Annotated in this window: 20 protein-coding genes; 8 read left to right on the forward strand and 12 right to left on the reverse strand. The window is 72.0% G+C overall.

Annotated features, from left to right (window positions below):
- Nucleotides 1–5: 5 nt before the first annotated feature.
- On the forward strand, nt 6–461 hold the full coding sequence (locus ABD191_RS14765) for a fluoride efflux transporter FluC (RefSeq protein WP_344081791.1): 456 nt from the start codon (nt 6–8) through the stop codon (nt 459–461).
- A complete protein-coding gene (crcB, locus tag ABD191_RS14770; protein ID WP_344081794.1) occupies nt 458–823 on the forward strand; it encodes a fluoride efflux transporter CrcB in 366 nt (121 codons plus the stop codon). The genes ABD191_RS14765 and crcB overlap by 4 nt, the downstream gene beginning before the upstream one ends.
- A gap of 96 nt (nt 824–919) precedes the next feature.
- On the opposite strand, the gene ABD191_RS14775 is transcribed toward crcB, so the two are convergent.
- The gene (locus ABD191_RS14775; protein WP_344081797.1) at nt 920–1648 is read right to left on the reverse strand and encodes a YcnI family protein; all 729 of its coding nucleotides are present in this window, start codon (nt 1646–1648) and stop codon (nt 920–922) included.
- Nucleotides 1649–1984: 336 nt separating this feature from the next.
- Between ABD191_RS14775 and ABD191_RS14780 the strand changes: the two genes are divergently transcribed.
- Nucleotides 1985–3214, forward strand: coding sequence for a mannosyltransferase family protein (locus ABD191_RS14780; protein WP_344081800.1), 1230 nt, complete (start codon nt 1985–1987; stop codon nt 3212–3214).
- A 53-nt stretch (nt 3215–3267) separates the two neighbouring features.
- Here the strand turns inward: ABD191_RS14780 and ABD191_RS14785 are convergent, their stop codons facing one another.
- Together ABD191_RS14785 and ABD191_RS14790 are read right to left on the reverse strand one after the other, a co-directional pair.
- Complete coding sequence (locus ABD191_RS14785) at nt 3268–3768, reverse strand: hemerythrin domain-containing protein (RefSeq protein WP_344081803.1); 501 nt, start codon at nt 3766–3768, stop codon at nt 3268–3270.
- Nucleotides 3769–3776: 8 nt separating this feature from the next.
- On the reverse strand, nt 3777–5021 hold the full coding sequence (locus ABD191_RS14790) for a mannosyltransferase family protein (RefSeq protein WP_344081806.1): 1245 nt from the start codon (nt 5019–5021) through the stop codon (nt 3777–3779).
- A gap of 65 nt (nt 5022–5086) precedes the next feature.
- Between ABD191_RS14790 and ABD191_RS14795 the strand changes: the two genes are divergently transcribed.
- Both ABD191_RS14795 and ABD191_RS14800 read left to right on the forward strand, forming a co-directional pair.
- The gene (locus tag ABD191_RS14795) at nt 5087–6673 is read left to right on the forward strand and encodes an MFS transporter (protein ID WP_344081809.1); all 1587 of its coding nucleotides are present in this window, start codon (nt 5087–5089) and stop codon (nt 6671–6673) included.
- 59 nt (nt 6674–6732) lie between these two features.
- Complete coding sequence (locus tag ABD191_RS14800; protein WP_344081812.1) at nt 6733–7761, forward strand: LLM class F420-dependent oxidoreductase; 1029 nt, start codon at nt 6733–6735, stop codon at nt 7759–7761.
- Nucleotides 7762–7779: 18 nt separating this feature from the next.
- On the opposite strand, the gene ABD191_RS14805 is transcribed toward ABD191_RS14800, so the two are convergent.
- The 3 genes from ABD191_RS14805 to arfB all read right to left on the reverse strand — a co-directional run bounded on the left by ABD191_RS14805 (nt 7780) and on the right by arfB (nt 9332).
- Nucleotides 7780–8484: an HAAS signaling domain-containing protein gene (locus ABD191_RS14805; protein WP_344081814.1), complete on the reverse strand. Its 705-nt coding sequence runs from the start codon at nt 8482–8484 to the stop codon at nt 7780–7782.
- Nucleotides 8484–8813: a PadR family transcriptional regulator gene (locus tag ABD191_RS14810; protein WP_344081817.1), complete on the reverse strand. Its 330-nt coding sequence runs from the start codon at nt 8811–8813 to the stop codon at nt 8484–8486. Before ABD191_RS14810 ends, ABD191_RS14805 begins: the two co-directional genes overlap by 1 nt.
- Nucleotides 8814–8903: 90 nt before the next feature.
- Entirely contained in the window at nt 8904–9332 is a 429-nt protein-coding gene (arfB, locus tag ABD191_RS14815; protein ID WP_344081820.1) for an alternative ribosome rescue aminoacyl-tRNA hydrolase ArfB, read from the reverse strand.
- Nucleotides 9333–9375: 43 nt separating this feature from the next.
- Between arfB and ABD191_RS14820 the strand changes: the two genes are divergently transcribed.
- Complete coding sequence (locus tag ABD191_RS14820; RefSeq protein ID WP_344081822.1) at nt 9376–10461, forward strand: phosphotransferase; 1086 nt, start codon at nt 9376–9378, stop codon at nt 10459–10461.
- An 11-nt stretch (nt 10462–10472) separates the two neighbouring features.
- Nucleotides 10473–11414, forward strand: coding sequence for a GNAT family N-acetyltransferase (locus ABD191_RS14825; RefSeq protein ID WP_344081824.1), 942 nt, complete (start codon nt 10473–10475; stop codon nt 11412–11414).
- Here the strand turns inward: ABD191_RS14825 and ABD191_RS14830 are convergent.
- The 4 genes from ABD191_RS14830 to ABD191_RS14845 all read right to left on the reverse strand — a co-directional run bounded on the left by ABD191_RS14830 (nt 11411) and on the right by ABD191_RS14845 (nt 13730).
- On the reverse strand, nt 11411–11893 hold the full coding sequence (locus ABD191_RS14830; RefSeq protein WP_344081827.1) for an SRPBCC domain-containing protein: 483 nt from the start codon (nt 11891–11893) through the stop codon (nt 11411–11413). The genes ABD191_RS14825 and ABD191_RS14830 overlap by 4 nt on opposite strands.
- A complete protein-coding gene (locus ABD191_RS14835) occupies nt 11890–12210 on the reverse strand; it encodes an ArsR/SmtB family transcription factor (protein ID WP_344081830.1) in 321 nt (106 codons plus the stop codon). Before ABD191_RS14835 ends, ABD191_RS14830 begins: the two co-directional genes overlap by 4 nt.
- 99 nt (nt 12211–12309) lie before the next feature.
- Entirely contained in the window at nt 12310–13182 is an 873-nt protein-coding gene (locus ABD191_RS14840) for an aldo/keto reductase (RefSeq protein ID WP_344081833.1), read from the reverse strand.
- Nucleotides 13183–13304: 122 nt separating this feature from the next.
- On the reverse strand, nt 13305–13730 hold the full coding sequence (locus ABD191_RS14845; protein WP_344081836.1) for a hypothetical protein: 426 nt from the start codon (nt 13728–13730) through the stop codon (nt 13305–13307).
- A 161-nt stretch (nt 13731–13891) separates the two neighbouring features.
- Between ABD191_RS14845 and ABD191_RS14850 the strand changes: the two genes are divergently transcribed.
- Entirely contained in the window at nt 13892–14662 is a 771-nt protein-coding gene (locus tag ABD191_RS14850) for a cellulose binding domain-containing protein (RefSeq protein ID WP_344081839.1), read from the forward strand.
- A gap of 60 nt (nt 14663–14722) precedes the next feature.
- On the opposite strand, the gene ABD191_RS14855 is transcribed toward ABD191_RS14850, so the two are convergent.
- Together ABD191_RS14855 and ABD191_RS14860 are read right to left on the reverse strand one after the other, a co-directional pair.
- Nucleotides 14723–15898 (reverse strand): hypothetical protein, encoded by a 1176-nt coding sequence (locus tag ABD191_RS14855; RefSeq protein WP_344081842.1) that lies wholly within the window; start codon nt 15896–15898, stop codon nt 14723–14725.
- Nucleotides 15899–15985: 87 nt separating this feature from the next.
- Nucleotides 15986–17878, reverse strand: a complete 1893-nt coding sequence (locus tag ABD191_RS14860) for a hypothetical protein (protein ID WP_344081845.1) — start codon at nt 17876–17878, stop codon at nt 15986–15988.
- Between the last annotated feature and the right edge of the window lie 17 nt (nt 17879–17895).

Genomic DNA, 17895 nt, shown 5'->3' on the forward strand with positions numbered 1-17895 from the left:
CGGGGGTGACCGAGCCCGCCCCGATCGACCCCGATGTCGACCTGCACGTCGCGGCCGAGCGGGCCGAGCTGCGGCCCAGCCCGCTGCCCGTGCTCGCCGCGATCTCGGCCGGCGGGGTGATCGGCACCCTGGCCCGCTACGGGATCTCCGTCGCCTGGCCGCACCGACCCGGCGGGTTCCCCTGGTCCACGTTCGTCGTCAACGTGTCCGGGTGCCTGCTCATCGGCGTGCTCATGGCGGTCCTCACCGAGCGCGTCGTGACCTGGCGGCTGGCGCGCCCGTTCCTCGGGGTCGGCGTCCTGGGCGGCTACACCACGTTCTCCACCTACGTCGTCGACATCGGGCGCGCCGCGTCCGCCGGGTCGGCCGGCACCGCGCTGGCCTACCTGGCCGCCACGCTGGCCGGAGCCGTCGCCGCCGTCTGGGCGGGCAGCGCGCTGACCCACCAGGTGCTGCGATGACCCTGCTGCTCCTCGCGCTGGGCGCGGCGATCGGGGCGCCCGCTCGGTACCTGGTCGACCGGGCCGTCCAGGCGCGTCACGACTCGATCTTCCCGTGGGGCACGCTGGCCGTGAACATCGCCGGCAGCCTGCTGCTGGGCTTCGTCGCCGGCCTGCCCGCCGCCGGGCCGGTGTCGATCCTCGTGGGCACCGGGTTCTGCGGGGCGCTCACGACGTACTCGACGTTCAGCTACGAGACGCTGCGCCTCGCACAGGAGGGCGCGCGGTTCTACGCGCTCGCCAACGTGATGGCCAGCGTGGTCGCGGGCATCGGCGCGGGCGCGGTCGGGCTCCTGCTGGCCTGGACGGTCACCGGCCGCTGACGGCCCGTCGCGTGGCTCCGTCACCGCGAATCGGCGCCGACGGCGGGCGCGGTCGTCCGCGGCCCGCCGCCGACGCCGTAACGCGGTGCCGGCGCGTCAGGCGCGCGGGTTGGCGGCGCGGCGGTAGGCGAGGAGGCCGATCACCAGGGCCACCAGGCCCAGCGCCAGGCCCAGTGCGCCCAGGAGGGTGCCGGCCGAGGACGACGAGGACGCGTGCTCATCCCCGCCATCGGCGTCGTGCTCGCCCGGGGCGACCGTCGAGGCCACCGCGCCGTGCGCGTCGCCGGTGGACTTGGCCAGCTTGAGGACGGGCGCCGGATGCTCCACCTCACTGCCGTCCGTGGCCGGCTCGTCGATCCAGCGGACGACCTCGCCGTTGGAGTACGTCTGCAGCGCCTTGAAGATCATCTGATCGACCTCGGGCAGCGGCCCGAGGGACGCCTCGAACTCCTCGAACTGGCCCGGCCTCACCTGCACGCCCGAGTCCGCCGTCCAGGTGATCTTCGAGACAGCCTCGGTGATCTGGCGGCCGTGCACCTCCAGCGGCTTCGTGAGCGTGGTCTTCTCGGTCTTCACCGTCCACCCGGGCAGCGGGCGCACGGACACCGAGGCCACCGGCGCGTCGGCCGGCAGGTTGATCTCCAGCTTCACTGTGCCCGCATTGTCCCGTTCGTTCGGCACCCGGAAGGCCACCTTGGCGTACCCGCCCTGGGTGGCGTTCGCCGAGTTCACCGTCACATGGGCGGCGGCGGGCGCCGCCGAGGCCAGGACAACCGCCCCGACGGCGGCGAGAACCGCCCCGGCGCGCAGCAGGTTACGACGCATGACCGCGTACTCCATTCGCATCCGACGTGCCCACCGGGCACAACACACTGGTCGCCCCCGCCCGACCGGGAGTTCCCGCCATTTCCAACCCCGCGCCGCCGTGCCCACGTGGACGTTTGGGCGGTTCCGCGTGTTACTCCGCCCACGGATGACACGCGGAACCACCCAAACGTCGGCCGGGAGAGGGCGGGACACGGGGGCGAAGGGAGGGCGGGGCGGGGTACGGGCGGTCCCCCTTTTCGGGCGCTCCATGCCACAATGGGCGCCGTTTGATCTGCGTATTTCGATAGGCGGCGCGTGGCGGCGGCGTCCGGTCGGATAGGGATGAGTGACACCATGACTGACACCGCGGTCGAGCCGAACCGGTCGGACGAGGGCGAGCAGGCTCCCCCGGAGCCCACCCGGACCGGCGCGCGCGCGATGTGGCGCGACTGGCGTCCCTCGGTGCTGACCGGGTTCTGGACCTGGATCGCCGGCCTCGCGGCGTACGCGGCGTGCACGTTCGTCTCCTGGCTGCCGACGCCCGAGAACGAGCCCACCTTCTACACCGTCTGGGAAGCCTGGCACGGCTGGGACACCGACTGGTACACCCTGATCGCCGACCTGGGTTACCACTACGACGGGCGCGGACCGGCGTTCTTCCCGCTCTACCCGATGCTGATGCGGCTGACGAACCCGATCCTGCCGGGCGGGTCGTTCGAAGCCGGGCTGATCCTGTCCGCGCTCGCCGCCCTCATCGCGTTGATCATGATGCACCGGCTGACCGCGATCTTCCTCGGCGACGCGCTGGCCAGGCGGGCGACGTTCTACCTCCTGGCGTTCCCCACCGGGTTCTTCATGGTCATCGCGTACAACGAGTCGTTGCTGATCGCGCTCGCACTCAGCTCGCTGTACCTCATGCACCGCGGCAAGTGGGCCGGCGCAGCCATCCTGGCCGGGTTCGCCAGCGCCACGCGTACCGGCGGCGTGCTGCTCATGGTGCCGTTCGTCCTGGAGTACCTGCGCCAGCACGACTGGTCCCCGCGAAAGATCCGCCTGGACGCGCTGTGGATCCTCGTCGCGCCGCTCGGGCTGGTCATCTACATGATCTACCTCTGGCGCAGCTTCGGTGACCCGCTCGCCTTCCAGCACGCGCAGGAGGCATGGTTCCGCTACGGGGCGAAGCCGCCGTGGACCACCATGGGGTACGCCTTCCGCATCGTGGAGGAACGCTGGCCGTCCCTGGCCACCGAGTCGGCCAGAAATGTCATCGCCATCTTCCTGGTGTTCGGCTGCGCCGTCCTGCTGACGCTCGCCGTGGCGGGCCGGTGGCGGCTGCGTCCGGAGATGCTGTATCTGACCGCCTTCTCGTTCGTCACGCTCCTGCTGCCGCTGTGCGGGCCGGTCCAGTTGAACCAGCCGCCGCTGCCCGGGTTCTGGCGCTACCTGCTGGAGGCCCCGGTCATCTTCATCATGCTGGCCCGGCTAGGGGAGAACTTCGCGTTCGACCGGATATACACGATGGTGGTGCTGTCCATGCAGGGCATCATGGTGACGACCTTCCTGCACGAGGCGTTCGTCGCCTAGGCGCGCCGCAAGCGCGGGCGTCGCCGCGCCTCCGGCCGACCCGGGGCTGAGCGCTACGGGCTGTTCTCCTCGATGTAGCGCTTCGGGTCCTTGTCGCGGAAGGTGAGTCCCCGGCCGGACGGGTGCTCGGCGTAGAACGCGAGCCACTCGGTGGCGAGCTGGTCGCGCAGCTCGACCGTGGCGTTGCGGCGGAAGTCCGGCAGGACGTCGTCCTCCTCCTCGCCGAGGTGGTGGGTGTTCTCGCGGCGGCACGCCCAGACAGCCGCCCACCACTCGTCGGAGCCGACCTCGTGGCGGCGGGCCTCCTCGATCGCGTCGCGCAGCTTGTTGTGGTCGCGGATCGCGTCGTCGGTCTCGTCCTCCGCGTCATCGCCGCGCCGCAGCAGCTGCGGATAGAAGACGGCCTCCTCGGCCTCGGCGTGGATGTCGAGGTGCAGGGCCAGCGGCTCCCAGACCGCGCGCAGCTCGTCGGCGCCGCGCGCGTCGTCGAGGCGGGCGAACCCCCGCCGGAACGCCTCGTGGTCGTCCTGGATCAGGGCCGTGATGTCGTCCATGGGTCTCCTCAGCCGACGAACTGCTCGTGCAGGAACACAACGATCATGACGCCCTGCATGGCGAGCGCGACCATGATGAACGCGCGGTCGAAGAAGAAGCCGCGGCCCAACCGGGCCAGCATCATGAACACGACCGGGGCCTCCAGGACATACCGCCACAGGCTGTCCAACGGGGAGTACCCATTCTCCATCGGCGTACACAGGGGCAGGGCGAACATCGCGGCCGAGGCGACCACGAGGTAGATCCCGTCGCCACGCAGGCGCCAGGGGCCCACCGTCGCGGCCAGCATGAGGGTCAACGCCAGCACGACCGTGAGCATGTTGATGATGTTGCGGACGGCATTGGGCTCGACGGACGGCCAGTGTTCGGTGAGCAGGTCGGCGCCGAGCATCATGCCCGTCCACGGCGGGCGGGGGTGACGCCACCAGGCGTCCTGCGCGGTCCTGAAGATGAGCGGGTCGCCGAACGCGTGCCACAGGTACGCCATGTAGACGACCAGGCCCGTGGGGGTGAGCAGGATCCACAGGAGATCGGGCCGGACGCCGCGCAGCGACCGGCCCGGGCTGCGCCACGAGTACCCGTGCTGGCGCAGGTACTCCCAGAGGAACGGCGCCACGAGCAGGATGCCGCTCGCCCGGGCCGAGCCGGCGAAGGCGACCACGACGGCCGCCCACCCCCACCGTCCCCGGTGCATGAGATAGAGCGCGCCCAGGGCCAGCGCGATCAGCAGAGACTCGTTGTACGCGTTGACGAGCAGGAACGCGGTCGGCCACGCGATGACGTAGAAGATCGCGCGGCGGGCCAGCTCCTCGCCGAAGTGGACCGTCGTGAGGCGGTGCATCAGGATCATGACGGCGAGGCCGGCCGCGGACGAGACCGTGAGCGCGGCCGGGAACGACAGCCCCGGCACGACCGGGTTCACCAGCCGGACGAGCATCGGATAGAGCGGGAAGAACGCCGGGCTGCGCTCGTCCCAGGTGTACCCGAGGTCCGAGATGATCGTGTACCAGGCGACGTCCCACTTGTTCCACTGTGCATAGACCGCCCCGGGATCGGGCGGGTCGCCGGCCGGCGGCAGCCACGCCACGAGGGTCACCAGCGCGTACGTGATCATCGCGGCGAGCCAGGTGAGGAAGCCCTGGACGACCGAGGGCCGCCACTCCCGCCAGCCCGGCGCAGCGGGTTCGCCGGCAGCCGGATCGGCGTCCCTTTGGGCACCTGATGTGGGCTTTTCCACCATAATGTCGCTCACTGGCGCATTTTGACACGCACCGTGACGCCGGGCGCCGCGCCGCTCACAAGGTACGGTCAAACCAGATGGCCACGTCCGAGTCAGCGCCCCGGTCCGCGTGGGCGCCGCTGCGCATCGCCGCGTTCCGCAACCTGTGGATCGCGCTGCTGGCCAGCAACATCGGCACGTGGATGCAGACGGTCGGCGCCCAATGGCTGCTCGTCGACGACCCGAACGCCGCCACCCTCGTGGCGCTCGTGCAGACGGCGAGCACCCTGCCCATCCTGTTGCTGGCGCTGCCGGCCGGGGCGCTCGCGGACACGTTCGACAAGCGCCGCATGCTCATCGCCGTACAACTGGGTCAGGTCTGTGTCGGCGCGATGCTGACGGCGCTGACGGCGGGCGACCTGATGCCGCCCGCGCTGCTGTTGACGCTCACGTTCGCGCTGGGCGCCGGCCAGGCGATGGTCCTGCCGGCCTGGCAGGCCGTGATCCCCGAACTGGTGCCCCGGGCCGACCTGCCGTCCGCGTCGGCGCTGGGCGGCATCAGCCAGAACCTCGCCCGCGCCGTGGGTCCGGCCGTCGCCGGCCTGCTCATCGCCCGCACCGGCGTCGCGGCCGTCTTCGCCCTCAACGCGCTGTCGTTCGCCGTCTTCGCCTTCGTACTGTGGCGCTGGAAGCACCCGGCCGACGAGGACGCCGGCGACCCGGAGCGGTTCACCGCGGCGGTGCGCGCGGGTGGCCGGTACGTGCGCCACTCACCGGTCGTGCGGCGCATCCTGCTGCGCGCGACGCTGTTCGTCGTGCCCGGCAGCGCGTTGTGGGCGCTGCTCCCGCTCGTGGCGAGCCGCCGGCTGGGCCTGGGCCCCGGCGGGTACGGCGCGCTGCTCGGCGCGATGGGGGTGGGCGCCGTGGCGGGCGCGCTCGTGCTGCCCCGGCTGCGGCGCGTCATGTCGACCAACCGGATGCTGTTCGCGGCCGGCGTGCTCTACACCGTGGTGCTCGTGGCGCTCGCGGCCGTGCCGTGGGAGGCCGTGATCCTGCTCGTCCTGCTGCCGGCGGGCGCCGCCTGGGTCACCGTTCTGTCCAGCATCAACGCGGCGATGCAGCTGTTCCTGCCGGGCTGGGTCCGCGCCCGCGGGCTGTCGGTCTACCAGATCGCGTTCGCCGCCGGGCTGGGCCTGGGCTCGCTGCTGTGGGGCGCGCTGGCGCAGGCCACCAGCCTGGAGGTCAGCTACGTCGCGGCGGCCGGGCTCATGGCGCTGGGCGCGGCGACCGTACCGCTCCTGCCACTGCGCGACGTCAGCGGCTTCAACCGCGACCCGGCGGTCTACTGGCCCATGCCGCACCTGCAGCTGGAACCGCACCCGTTGGCGGGCCCGGTCGTCGTGACCGTGAGCTACGCGGTCAGCCCGGACCGGGAGGCCGAGTTCATCGCGGCGATGCGCGCCGTGCGCCGCTCCCGGCTGCGCACCGGGGCGATCCGCTGGGGCCTGTTCCGCGAGGGCGAGCGGCCCGGCCGGCTGGTCGAGATGTACCAGGTGCCCTCCTGGGACGAGCACCTGCGCCAGCACAGCGGCCGCCTCACCGGCACCGACCAGGCGATCGACGAGCGGGCCCGCGCCCTCGCCGACGGCCCGCCGGAGGTCACCCACCTGCTGCCCGCGCCGTAGCGCGGCCTCTTTGGTCGCGGGCGTCCGCGCAGAAGTTACTGTCGAGTACAGTGCTGCCTATGAGACTCAGCGTGACGATGCAGTACGCGGGCGAGCCCAGGACCCTCATCGATCGCGTGGCCGGGTTCGAGCGCGTCGGGGCGGACATCGTATGGGTGGCCGAGGCGTACGGGTTCGACGCGCCCACGCTCATGGGCTACCTGGCCGCGAAGACGGAACGGATCCAGATCGGTTCGGGCATCCTGCCGATCTACTCGCGCACCCCCGCGCTCATCGCGCAGACCGCGGCCGGGCTGGACGCCGTGTCGGGCGGCCGGGCGATCCTCGGCCTGGGTGCGTCCGGGCCGCAGGTCATCGAGGGCTGGCACGGCGTCGCGTACGACCGGCCGCTCGGCCGCACCCGCGAGATCATCGATATCTGCCGGCGCGTGTGGCGGCGCGAGACGCTCGTCAACGACGGCGCGTACCCGATCCCGTTGCCGGGCGACCAGGGCACCGGCCTCGGCAAGCCGCTGAAGATCCTCACCCACCCGGTGCGCGACAGCATCCCCATCTACGTGGCCGCCCTGGGCGACAAGAACGTACGCATGACCGCCGAGGTGGCGGACGGCTGGCTGCCGTTCCTCTTCATCCCCGAGAAGGCTGACGCCGTGTGGGGCGAAGCGCTGCGCGCCGGGGCGGCGCGGCGGGCGACCGACCTGGCCCCGCTGGAGGTCGTCGCGGGCGGCCCGCTGGCGATCGGCGACGAGCTGGTCCCGCTCCGCGAGGCGGCCCGCCCGATGCTGGCCCTCTACATCGGGGGCATGGGCGCCAAGGGCCGCAACTTCTACCACGACCTGGCCTGCCGGTACGGGTACGAGGCGGCGGCCAACCGGGTGCAGGAGCTGTACCTGGCCGGGGACCGCAAGGGCGCCGCCGCGGCCGTCCCAGCCGAGATGCTGGAGCTGGGCAGCCTCATCGGCCCGGCCGGGTACGTGCGCGACCGCATCGCCGCCTACCGCGACGCGGGCGTCACCGTGCTCAACGTCGACCCCATCGGCCCCGACCCGGCCGGCGACCTCGCCCAGGTCCGCGCCTGGCTCAGCTGACCGGCCCACGCCGAGAGGCTAGGCCCCGTCGCCCGGCCGCAGCAGGATCACCAACGCCACCGCGAGCAGGAGCATCGCCGCGGGGCCGTAGCGCGCCATCGCCAGCACCCACTTCGGCGCCAGGGCGGGCTCCGCCCCCGTACGGGGGTCGACGATGCGGTCGGCCCCCGTGGTGCGGCCCAGCGCCAGCCACGCGACCGCGAAGAGAATGCCCGCCGCGGCGATCGCGACCCAGCCGGCCGACGTGAAGCTACTGTCGCGCAGGAGGATCGTCGGCAACGCCGTGAGCACCAGGCCGACCGCGATGAGCGGCGGCAGGAGCCAACGGAGCCCCCATGCCGAGGCGCGCTCCGCCACGGCGAAGAAGCCCACCACAAAACCCGCGCCGATCAGCACCGACCCGAACGTTCCGGTGCTGATCGTCGCCGGTGCGTCGTGGGACACGGCAGCGACGCCGCTGAGCAGGAGGCTGACCGCGCCGATGCCGGCCGCGCCGGCGAGCGCCACGCGCGCCCAGCCCAGTCGCGGGTTGCGCGCCGGCGGCGGGAGCTGGTCGGCCAGCGCCTGCGCGTACCGCACCGGGTCGCCGAAGGCCTCCGCCGGCGTCTCGCCGCTCTCGGCGCAGTGGGTCTCGACCTCGGCGAGCGCCTCGCCGATCCGCGGCCCGGGGACGTCGCGCAGGCGCGCCCTCAGCACGAAAGCGTCGCGCCATTCGTCACTCATCAGGACTCCATCAGTTTGCGGACGGTGCCGGTGAAGGCGCCCCACAGCTCGGCGCGCTCGTGCAGGTGAGCCTTGCCGGCCCGGGTGAGCGTGAAGTACTTGCGACCCGGCCCGCCCTCGCCCGCGTGCCAGGACGACTCGACCAGCCTGTCGGCCTCCAGCCGGGCCAGCAGCGGGTAGAGGGTGCCGCCCTTGACCGCCCCGAGCCCCACGTCCGCCAGCCGTTGCGCGATGGCGTAGCCGTACGTGGGGCCGTCGGCGAGGACGCCGAGCACGCACAGCTCCAGCACGCCTCGCAGCCACTCCGAGGGCCACCGTGTCTCACCCACGGGCTAGATAGTATCCCTAACTAGTAAGTCTGTCTATCTAGCGATCCGCCGCTACCGGGGCCGATCTGCGCGGAAGGGCAGCGCCGCGCGTCACTCGTCCGGGCGGCGGCGGTGGCGCTTGAGCTGGGCGCGGCGGGACTTCGACTCCAGGCGGCGTTCCACCGCGCCGCGCGACGGTTTCGTGGGGCGGCGCGGGCGGGGTGGGGGCGCGACGGCGTCGACCACCAGCGCGACCAGGCGGGCCTCGGCGTCGCGGCGGTTGAGCAGCTGGCTGCGGTGCAGCGAGGAGTCGATCGTGAGGACGCCGTCGACGAGCCGGTTGGCCAGCCGCCGCAGGGCACGCTCCCTGAGCGCGTCCGGCAGCGCGGCGGTGTTCGCGACATCCCAGCTCAGCTCGACGCGCGAGTCCGTGGTGTTGACCCCCTGACCGCCGGGTCCGCTCGACCGGGAGAACCGCCAGGACAGCTCCGCGCGCGGGATCACCAGGCCGGGGCGCACCCGAAGGTCGTCGTCGCTCATATGGGACAGCATGCCCGGTGGGGAAACCGCTTACGCTTGGCAGGTGTCCGACGCCATCGCCGACGTCCTGCAGCCGGGATGGGTGGCGCAGCCGTTGGACCACAACCCCCTCAACGCGGCCACCGGCGGCATCTGGCGGGTACGCCGCGACGACGGCACCGCCATCCTGAAGATCCTGTGGCCGGGCGGCACGGTCAACGGCCGGCCCGACTGGGCGACGAGCGACGACCCGGGGCACTGGAACTACTGGCGCCGGGAGGGCCTGGCCTACCGCACCGGGCTGTGCTCGGCGGCGTTCGCGGCCGGCGGCATCCGACCGCCCGCGCTGCTGAAGACCGCCGACCGGTACGACGGTTCCATCGCGCTCTGGCTGGAGGACGTGCGGGGCACGCCGGGCACCGAACTGACCACCCCGCAGTTCGCCGACCTGGCGTACCGGCTGGGGACGGCGCACGCCGCGTGGCTGGCCGGCACCGGGCAGGCGGCCTGGCCCGGCCCGCCCGCGCCGGTGTGGTGGCTGACCGTGGACTGGCTCTCGCGCGACTGGCTGCGCGACTACACGCTGTCGCGGCCGGTCACCGACCCCGTGGCATGGCAGCATCCCGGGGCGGTGCGGGTGTGGCCGCCCCGGCTGCTCGCGACGCTGCGCGCCCTGTGGGAGCGCCGGCATGCCGTCCTCGCCGAGGTCGACCTCCTGCCGCAGACGCTGAGCCACCACGACGTGTGGCCGATGAACCTGATCGTCGACGCCGAGGGTCCGGTGCTGTTCGACTGGACCTTCGTAGGCCCGGGCCCGATCGGCGAGGACGCCGGCAACCTGATCCTGGACACCTTCTTCGACGGCCTCGTCCCCATCGAGCAGTTCGACGAGGTGTGCGAGGCGGTCTGCGACGGGTACGCGCGCGGCCTGGCCGGCGCGATGGAGCCGGCCGACGTGCGGCGCGCGATCCGCCTCACGGCCGCCGCGAAGTACTTCTGGCTCGCGCCGTTCATGCTCACCCAGCTGACGGTCGCCGACCGGCTGCCGAGCGTCGGCTACGACACCCGCGACGACCTGGCGATCCTCGCCGGCCGGCGGCCGGTGCTGGAACTGCTGTGTCAGTGGTACCGCACCGATCATCCCGGCTAGAGTCACGCACCGTGACCGATGAGCTGACCTGGGGGACTCTCGCCCCCGGCGAACTGCGGGCGGTCGCCGCGCTGGCCGCGCGGTGCGTGGCGGCCGACGGCGGCCTGCCGCTCGTGGCGGACGAGGCGTTCCTGGCGCGCCGCTTCGCGGGCGAGGGGGTGCGCACCCTGGTCGCGGAGGCGGCGGGTTCGCTCGTGGCGGCGGCCGCGACGCGGCCGCAGGATCAGGGCGTACGCGCGACCGGCCTGGTCGACCCGGACTGGCGCGGGCGAGGGCTCGGCTCCCGACTGCTCGACTGGCAGCTCGGCGAGGGCGCGGCACACGCCACGGCCGGCGAGGGCGCGGCGCACGCCACGGCCGGCGAGGGCGCGGCGCGCGGCACGGCCGGCGACGGCGCTGGGCGCCCGCCGGTGACGGTGGAGACGGAGGCGCTGACGCCGGCGGCGGAGCGGCTGTTCGCCACCCGGGGGCTGGGGTGCGTGTTCGCCGAGGAGGTGCTGCGCTTCGACCTCGACGCGGGGGCGCCGCTGTCGCCCGTACCCGAGGGGGTGGTTCTTCGATCGTGGGACGCGGACCTCGCGCCGCGGTTCTACGCCGTCTACCACGCGGCGTTCGCGGAGCGGCCCGGCTTTCCCGGTTGGCCGCTGCAGACGTGGGTCGACTGGGTCGCCGGGGACGACGACTTCCGTCCACAGTGGTCACTGCTGGCCAGCGACGAGGCCGGGGATCTCGGCTTCATCGCGTGCGCGGACGGGTGGGTCGTGCAGGTGGGCGTGCTGCCTTCGGCCCGCGGCCGGGGAATCGGCTCGGCGCTCGTGTGCGCAGCACTGGACCGGATGCGGGCCGACGGCGCGGCGGTGGCCTACCTCGACGTGAATGTGGACAACCCGGCCGCCCGGCTGTACCGCCGGCTGGGCTTCGTCGACGTAGGCCGCCGCGCGCGCTTCGCCTAGGCTCCCGGCAGGCACTTGCCCGTCTCGAGCAGGGTCTTGAGGTCGCTGAGCACGTACGCCCAGCCGCCGCCGGCGCCTTCAATCGCGCCGGCCACCTGCTCCGCGTGCAGCGGGGCGCCGGCCAGCTCGTGGGTGAGCGTGAGCGAGCACACGCCGCCCGGCTGCTCCTTGATCTCCCAGGTGAGCCGCGTCGGGCCCTCCGCCTTGATCTCGTCGCTCCACAGGAAGCGCCAGGTCTGCACGAGCTTGTGCGGCGGGTCGGCCTCGATGACCTCGCCGTCGACGACCGTCTCGGGCATGCCGAAGGCCTGCATGTCCGCGTCGGCGCGGCCCGCGTAGGCCCCGCCCGGGCGCAGGTCGTAGTCGGCGATGGCGCGGTAGCCGTACTGACGGCTGATCTCCGGCGTGGTGATGGCGTCCCAGATGGCCTGCGCCGGCGCGTTGATGAAGACGCGGTAGACCTGCGTGTCCGTGCTCATGACTTGCCCTCCAGATGGTCCTTGAGCTCCACGAGCGCGGTGACGTGGGGCTCGGTGTATTTGTCGATCCACCGGTCGTGGATCTCGCGGATGGGCACCCGGTTGAGGAAGTGCAGTTTCTCCCTGCCCGAGCGGCGGGTGACGACGAGGTTGGCCTCCTCCAGGACGCGCAGGTGCTTCATGACCCCGAAGCGGGTCATCTCCAGCTCACTCTCCAACTCCGTCAGCGTCCGCCCGTCACGGGCGAAGAGCAGGTCGAGCAGGAAACGCCTGGTCGGGTCGGCCAGCGCCTTGAAGACGCGGTCGTCGTCGCTCACGCCACAAGAATAGGTGACCATTTGGTCACGTGTCAACGCTGGCGCACGCGAAAAGGCCGGTGGGCGAACCGCCCACCGGCCTCTCGAAACGCGCTGTCGTTACGGCCGCACGTTGGCCGCGTCCAGCGCGGCGTACTCGTCGTCGGTCAGCACCAGGTCCACGGCCGCGACCGAGTCCAGGATGGACTCGGGGCGGCTGGCACCCGGGATCGGGATGACGATCGGCGCCTTCGCCAGCATCCAGGCCAGGCAGACCCGCTGCGGGCTCACGCCGTGCGCCTTCGCGACCGACTCGAACGGAGCGAACCGCTCGCCCAGCTCGCCCGCGTGCGAGATGCCGCCCAGCGGCGACCACGGCAGGAACGCGATGTTCTCGGCCGCACAGTGGTTCAGCTCCGCCTCCGAGCTGCGGAACGCCGGCGAGAACTGGTTCTGCACCGACGCGAGCCGGCCCTCGAGCACCTCGTTGGCCTCGCGGATCTGGTCGACGTTGGCGTTCGAGATGCCGGCCAGCCGGATCTTCCCGGCATCCAGCAGCTCGGCGAGCACGCCGACCGAGTCGGCGTACGGCACCCGGGGGTCCGGGCGGTGGTACTGGTAGAGCCCGATGGCGTCGACGCCCAGCCGCTTCAGCGACGCGTCGACAGCCTCGCGCAGGTGCTCGGGCGAGCCGTCGACCGCCCAACTGCCGTCACCCGGCCGCAGGTGCCCACCCTTGGTGGCCACAAGCACGTGCGAGGTGTCGCCGCCGTAGCTGGCCAGGGCCTTGGCGATCAGAGACTCGTTGTGACCGACCTCGTCGGCGTGGACGTGGTAGGCATCCGCCGTGTCGATCAAGGTCACGCCGGCGTCGAGCGCCGCGTGAATGGTTCGGATACTGCGCGCCTCGTCGGGCCGGCCCTCGATGGACATGGGCATGCCGCCCAGTCCGATCGCGCTGACCGGCACGCCGCCGATGTCGCGGTTCTTCATGTGGAAGACCTCCTCAGGTCTAACCATTTCTCACCGGCGCCCTCGGAGCAAACCTGACGTGGGAAGACTCACGATCGCGGCGGTTAACTCTCTGTTACCGCACGCTGCGAAATATCCGAATCTCAGGCGAGGAACGAGACGACAAAGGACGCCGCCACCAAGGCGAACATGAGCAGCGCAATGCGCCGGAAGCGACGCTGGAGCGCTGGAATCTCCTCCGGGAGCGCGAACACCCGCCGGGGCCATCCGCGCCAGGAGATCCACCAGAACAAGATCGTGGCGACCGCCAGGAGAAGAGCCTTCACGACCGGCGGCCACCAGGGACCCTCGTGGACCACCGCGAGTGCCGTGCCGGTCACCCAGAGGGTGGCGATCACGCCCACCACCGGCCAGCGGTTGCCCTGGGCGAGCTCGCGCTGGGCGTCCTCGACGTCGGCGGACCGCACGATGCGGGCCAGGCGCGGCTGCACGACGAACAGGCTGTAGGCCATCGAGCCCAGCCAGAGCGCGGCCACACCGGCGTGTACCAGCACCAGGACGGCGATCATGCCCGCATGTTACGCGGCCGAACACATCGATTATTGGCTATGACTCGCGGTACCCTCGGCTCACCAGCCACTGACGTCCCCTGTGGACCTGGACTTACGGAGGAAACGTGCCCCGACGACGGCATCGCGTAGTTCTCATCCCATTGTCCGTAGCGGCCGCCGTGATCGCCGCGGCCGTGGCCCTGCCGGCCGCGAGCGCGGGCGCGGCGGCCGTGGCCGCCACCGCGGCCCCGTTCACCACCCCGCTGCCGATATCCCCCGGCCCGAGCAGCGCGGCGACGGTCACCGCGACCACGAGCACCCCCGGGGTCGACACCCAGCCGCCCACCGCGCCCGGCCCGCCGAGCGTCAGCAACCTGAACCCGACCGGCTTCACGGTCAGCTGGGGTGCGGCCACGGACAACGTCGGCGTGGCGGGCTACCTCGTCACCATCAGCCTTATCGACTCCGGCACGACCAACACGGTCACCGTCACCAGCGGGCTGAGCCACACCGTCACCGGGATGCAACCCGGCACCCGCTTCAGCGTCGGGGTGGCCGCCTTCGACGCCGCCGGCAACAAGTCGGCCGGGGTCGCGCACCCGGTCATCTACACCCTCCCGACCGCGTCGCCCACCACCTCCGTGCCGTCGCCGTGCGCCGTCACGTACGCGGTGACCGGCCAGTGGCCCGGCGGGTTCCAGGCCGAGGTGACCGTGCGCAACGAGGGCACGACCCCGTTCTCCGCCTGGACCGTCACCTGGACGTACGCCAACGGCCAGCAGGTCACCCAGCTGTGGAACGCCTCGCACACCCAGTCGGGCGCCACGGTGACCGCGAGGAACATCGCCTGGAACGGCTCGATCGCGGCCGGCCAGAGCCGCACGTTCGGCTTCCTCGGCAGCTGGGCGGGCGCCAACGCCGTCCCGACGGCCACCTGCGCCGGCGCCTGACCGGCACGATGCAGGGGACGCCCGGCGGGCGTCCCCTGCATCGTCAGTGTTCAGCGCCGCTCACCGGTCGGAGGCGCGCTCCTCGTCGGCCGTACTGAACGACGCGTACGGGTCCGCGTCCTCGATCACGTTGCCGTTCTCGTCCACGGGCGGCACGGTGTGCCGCACCTCCCGCGGGTCCGCCGTACGCTCGTCGGCCTCGTCGTCCAGGTACTGCCCGACGGCCGGGGCCACCGGGATGGAGTTGAGTTCACGGGGGTCATGCATGGTCATCGCGGCCTCCTCGCCTGAACGTCCACGGATGAGCACGTCAATACCCGTCGGCGGCGGCGTTGACACCCGCAGGCCGATCAGCATGGCGACCGGCACCGCGAGGTCGGCCAGGACCTCCGACCACCGCAGCGCCGTCCACATGGGGTCGTGCGCCGGGTACGCCGCGTCGAGCAGCAGCCGCCACACGAACACGACGGCCGGGAACGCGGCCGCGCCGAGCACGCCGATGAGGGCCCCCCGCCGCCACCGCGGGTCCGTGCGCAGCCGGGCGAGCAGCAGCGCGCCCAACCAGAGGACCAGCCCGATCGCCACGACCTTCTGCGCCCACCACAGGAACCACGACCAACCCAGCGACGGCGCCAGCAGCAACGGATTCGTCGGACAGGTGGCCGGCGCGCAGGCCGCGATCCATCTCGGCTCCGCCGTCATCGCGTACCCGACGAACAGGGCGGCCGACCCGTACGCGCAGGTGAGGAACAGCCGCCGCCACCGGCCCGCCGGCCGCCCGTCGGGGAAGGTCAGCACCGTGTGCGCGAACAGGGCCGGCACCAGCGCCCCGACCGCCACATAGCCCCACACCATGAGTACGCCGGACCGCCCGGCGAACAGCCCCGCGCTCAACGCGACCAGCCCCCACGCGACGAGCAGGACGGCCGTGCTGCCCTCGCGCCGGCGCAGCTCCTTCGGGCGGCCCAGCCACGCGGTGCGGTCCCGGTCGTCGTCCCGGTCCAGCCCGCCCCGCCAGCGCAGCCCTTCCCGCTGGCGTACCCAGGCCAGCAGCGCCGCCAGCACGATCGCGAGCTGACCCAGCGCCCACAGCGCGTGGGTGGACGCGGCGTACGGGCGCGCGGCGTCCGGCCCGGGCCACCACGGCGCCGCGACCTGCAGGCCGGCGAGCACCACCGCGACGCCGGCCACGAGGGCCAGACAGACCCGCACCCGGGTGGGCACATCACGAAGCATGCCGCGCACCGTCACGCGCCACAGCTTCGCACCGCCCGCCGCGTGAGCAAAACCACCCGGCCGACGGACCCACCACCGCGCCGGACGTCAGTTGGCGGGGCAGCTGGTGGTGATGGCCGTGGTGGCCGATGTGGCCGAAGGGGCCTGGTTGAGGGATTGAGCGCTGCGCCAGTCCTGGCAGGCGCCCTGGATGTCGCCGGTCATCTGCCTGGCCAGGCCGCGCTGGTAGTAGGACTCGCCGAAGTCGGGGACGAACCCGATCGCGGTCGTCAGGTCCGTGATGGCGCCCGGGCCGTCGCCCAGCTTCACCCGCGCCTTGCCGCGCGTGGTGAACGCGTCCGCCAGGTACGGGTCGATCCGGATGGCCATGTCGGCGTCCGCATACGCCCCGTTGAGGTCGCCGAGCGCGAGTTTGGTCTTGGCGCGCTCGTTGAACCCGGCCGCGAAGCCGGGATACTTCGCCATGACGATGTCGTCGTCGACGAGGGCGCCCTGGTAGTCGCCGTTGATGTACTTGATGATCGACCGGTAGTGGACGGCCAGGATGAACTCCGGGTCCACCTCAAGGGTCCTGTTGAAGTCGACGAGCGCCTTCTCGTAGTCGCCGGCCAGGTACCGGGCGATGCCCCGGCTGTTGTAGGTGAACGCCACGTTCGGGTCGGCCTCGATCGAGTCCGACATGATGGTGATGGTGTTCTTCCAGGCGGCGTTGCGCAGGATCACGGCCGCCGACCAGAACAGCAGGCTCCCGACGAGGACGGTCGACACCGCCGCCCGCAGCCAGCCGAGGTCGCGGTCCGACGCGACGCGGTAGGCCCGCTCCACCAGGTACGCGAGGATGAGGAACAGCCCGAGGTACGGCAGGTACACGTACCGGTTGGCCTTGTAGTTGTCGATGAGCAGCACGGTCTGGCTGAGCACGACGTTGACCACGAAGAAGATGGCGCCGAACCAGAACACCTTCTTCGGCGCCACGATCCGGTGCAGCACCCACCCGACGGCGATGAGCACGACGGGCGCCGCGTAGAGGTGCCACGGCAGCGCGCCGGACGGGTCCGGGTAGGCGTGGGCGAACGCGAGGTTGACCGGCGCGACGAGGGCGATCAGGTAGCTGACCAGCGCGCCGCAGACCATGATGATCCGGTCGGCCGCGTTGTAGCCGCTGACCACGGTATCCATCCGGTAGTGCAGCGCCACGAGCCCGAGCACGAGAGAGATGGCGAAGAACGGCGCCTTGGCGAGGAGCAGCGTCCAGTCCTCACGGGTCCACCGGCGCACGATCCGGCGCGGGTGCAGGGCGGGCAGCCGGCCGAACCAGTAGTCGACCAGGAAGAGGATGAGCGGCAGCATGACGGCCGTGGACTTGGACAGCGCCGCGCAGGCGAACAGCACCACCGCGCCGGCCAGGGCCGGCCACCGCCCGGTGCGCAGGAAGCGCAGGTAGAGCACCAGGGTGGCCAGGCTGAACAGCGTCGCGAGCAGGTTGCTGCGGGTGGAGATCCAGGCGATCGAGTCGACGTTCATCGGGTGCAGCGCGAAGGCGGCCGTGACGAGGTAGGTCACGAGCGGCTTCCTGGTCAGCGCCCGGATCAGCGCCCAGACCAGCGCCACGTTGGCCAGGTGCAGGGCCAGGTTGGTGAAGTGGTACATGCCGGGGCTGTCCGCGCCGAACTGCCAGTCGATGGCGTACGACAGCGAGACCAGCGGCGTGTACATGTACTGCAGCGGCGACGTGAACCAGTGCGCCAGGTTGGCACCGTTGATCTCCCGGATCGACATGTTGCCGGTGACGTTCTCCGGGTCGTCGAAGTCGACGAAGCCGTTGCCCAGCGAGTTCGCGTAGACGACGGCCGTCAGCAGCAGGATGCCGGCGAGGATGAGCCCGTTGAACGGCTGCTCTACCGGCTTGGCGGGGCGCCTGGTGGCGCGCTTCGCCGCGGGCCGCCTGGTCGCCGGCCCGGCCGGGGACTGAGTCTTCATGCGGAGGGGCTCCCGCT

The sequence above is a fragment of the Luedemannella helvata genome (assembly GCF_039528415.1).
In the GTDB taxonomy this organism is placed as follows: Bacteria; Actinomycetota; Actinomycetes; order Mycobacteriales; family Micromonosporaceae; genus Luedemannella; species Luedemannella helvata.

Bases quoted from the DNA above. Each gene is read 5' to 3' on its own strand.
- crcB (WP_344081794.1), top strand. From the start codon at position 458: ATGACCCTGCTGCTCCTCGCGCTGGGCGCGGCGATCGGGGCGCCCGCT.
- ABD191_RS14775 (WP_344081797.1), bottom strand. From the start codon at position 1,648: ATGCGTCGTAACCTGCTGCGCGCCGGGGCGGTTCTCGCCGCCGTCGGG.
- ABD191_RS14780 (WP_344081800.1), top strand. From the start codon at position 1,985: ATGACTGACACCGCGGTCGAGCCGAACCGGTCGGACGAGGGCGAGCAG.
- ABD191_RS14785 (WP_344081803.1), bottom strand. From the start codon at position 3,768: ATGGACGACATCACGGCCCTGATCCAGGACGACCACGAGGCGTTCCGG.
- ABD191_RS14795 (WP_344081809.1), top strand. From the start codon at position 5,087: ATGGCCACGTCCGAGTCAGCGCCCCGGTCCGCGTGGGCGCCGCTGCGC.
- ABD191_RS14800 (WP_344081812.1), top strand. From the start codon at position 6,733: ATGAGACTCAGCGTGACGATGCAGTACGCGGGCGAGCCCAGGACCCTC.
- ABD191_RS14805 (WP_344081814.1), bottom strand. From the start codon at position 8,484: ATGAGTGACGAATGGCGCGACGCTTTCGTGCTGAGGGCGCGCCTGCGC.
- arfB (WP_344081820.1), bottom strand. From the start codon at position 9,332: ATGAGCGACGACGACCTTCGGGTGCGCCCCGGCCTGGTGATCCCGCGC.
- ABD191_RS14830 (WP_344081827.1), bottom strand. From the start codon at position 11,893: ATGAGCACGGACACGCAGGTCTACCGCGTCTTCATCAACGCGCCGGCG.
- ABD191_RS14840 (WP_344081833.1), bottom strand. From the start codon at position 13,182: ATGAAGAACCGCGACATCGGCGGCGTGCCGGTCAGCGCGATCGGACTG.
- ABD191_RS14845 (WP_344081836.1), bottom strand. From the start codon at position 13,730: ATGATCGCCGTCCTGGTGCTGGTACACGCCGGTGTGGCCGCGCTCTGG.
- ABD191_RS14855 (WP_344081842.1), bottom strand. From the start codon at position 15,898: ATGCTTCGTGATGTGCCCACCCGGGTGCGGGTCTGTCTGGCCCTCGTG.
- ABD191_RS14860 (WP_344081845.1), bottom strand. From the start codon at position 17,878: ATGAAGACTCAGTCCCCGGCCGGGCCGGCGACCAGGCGGCCCGCGGCG.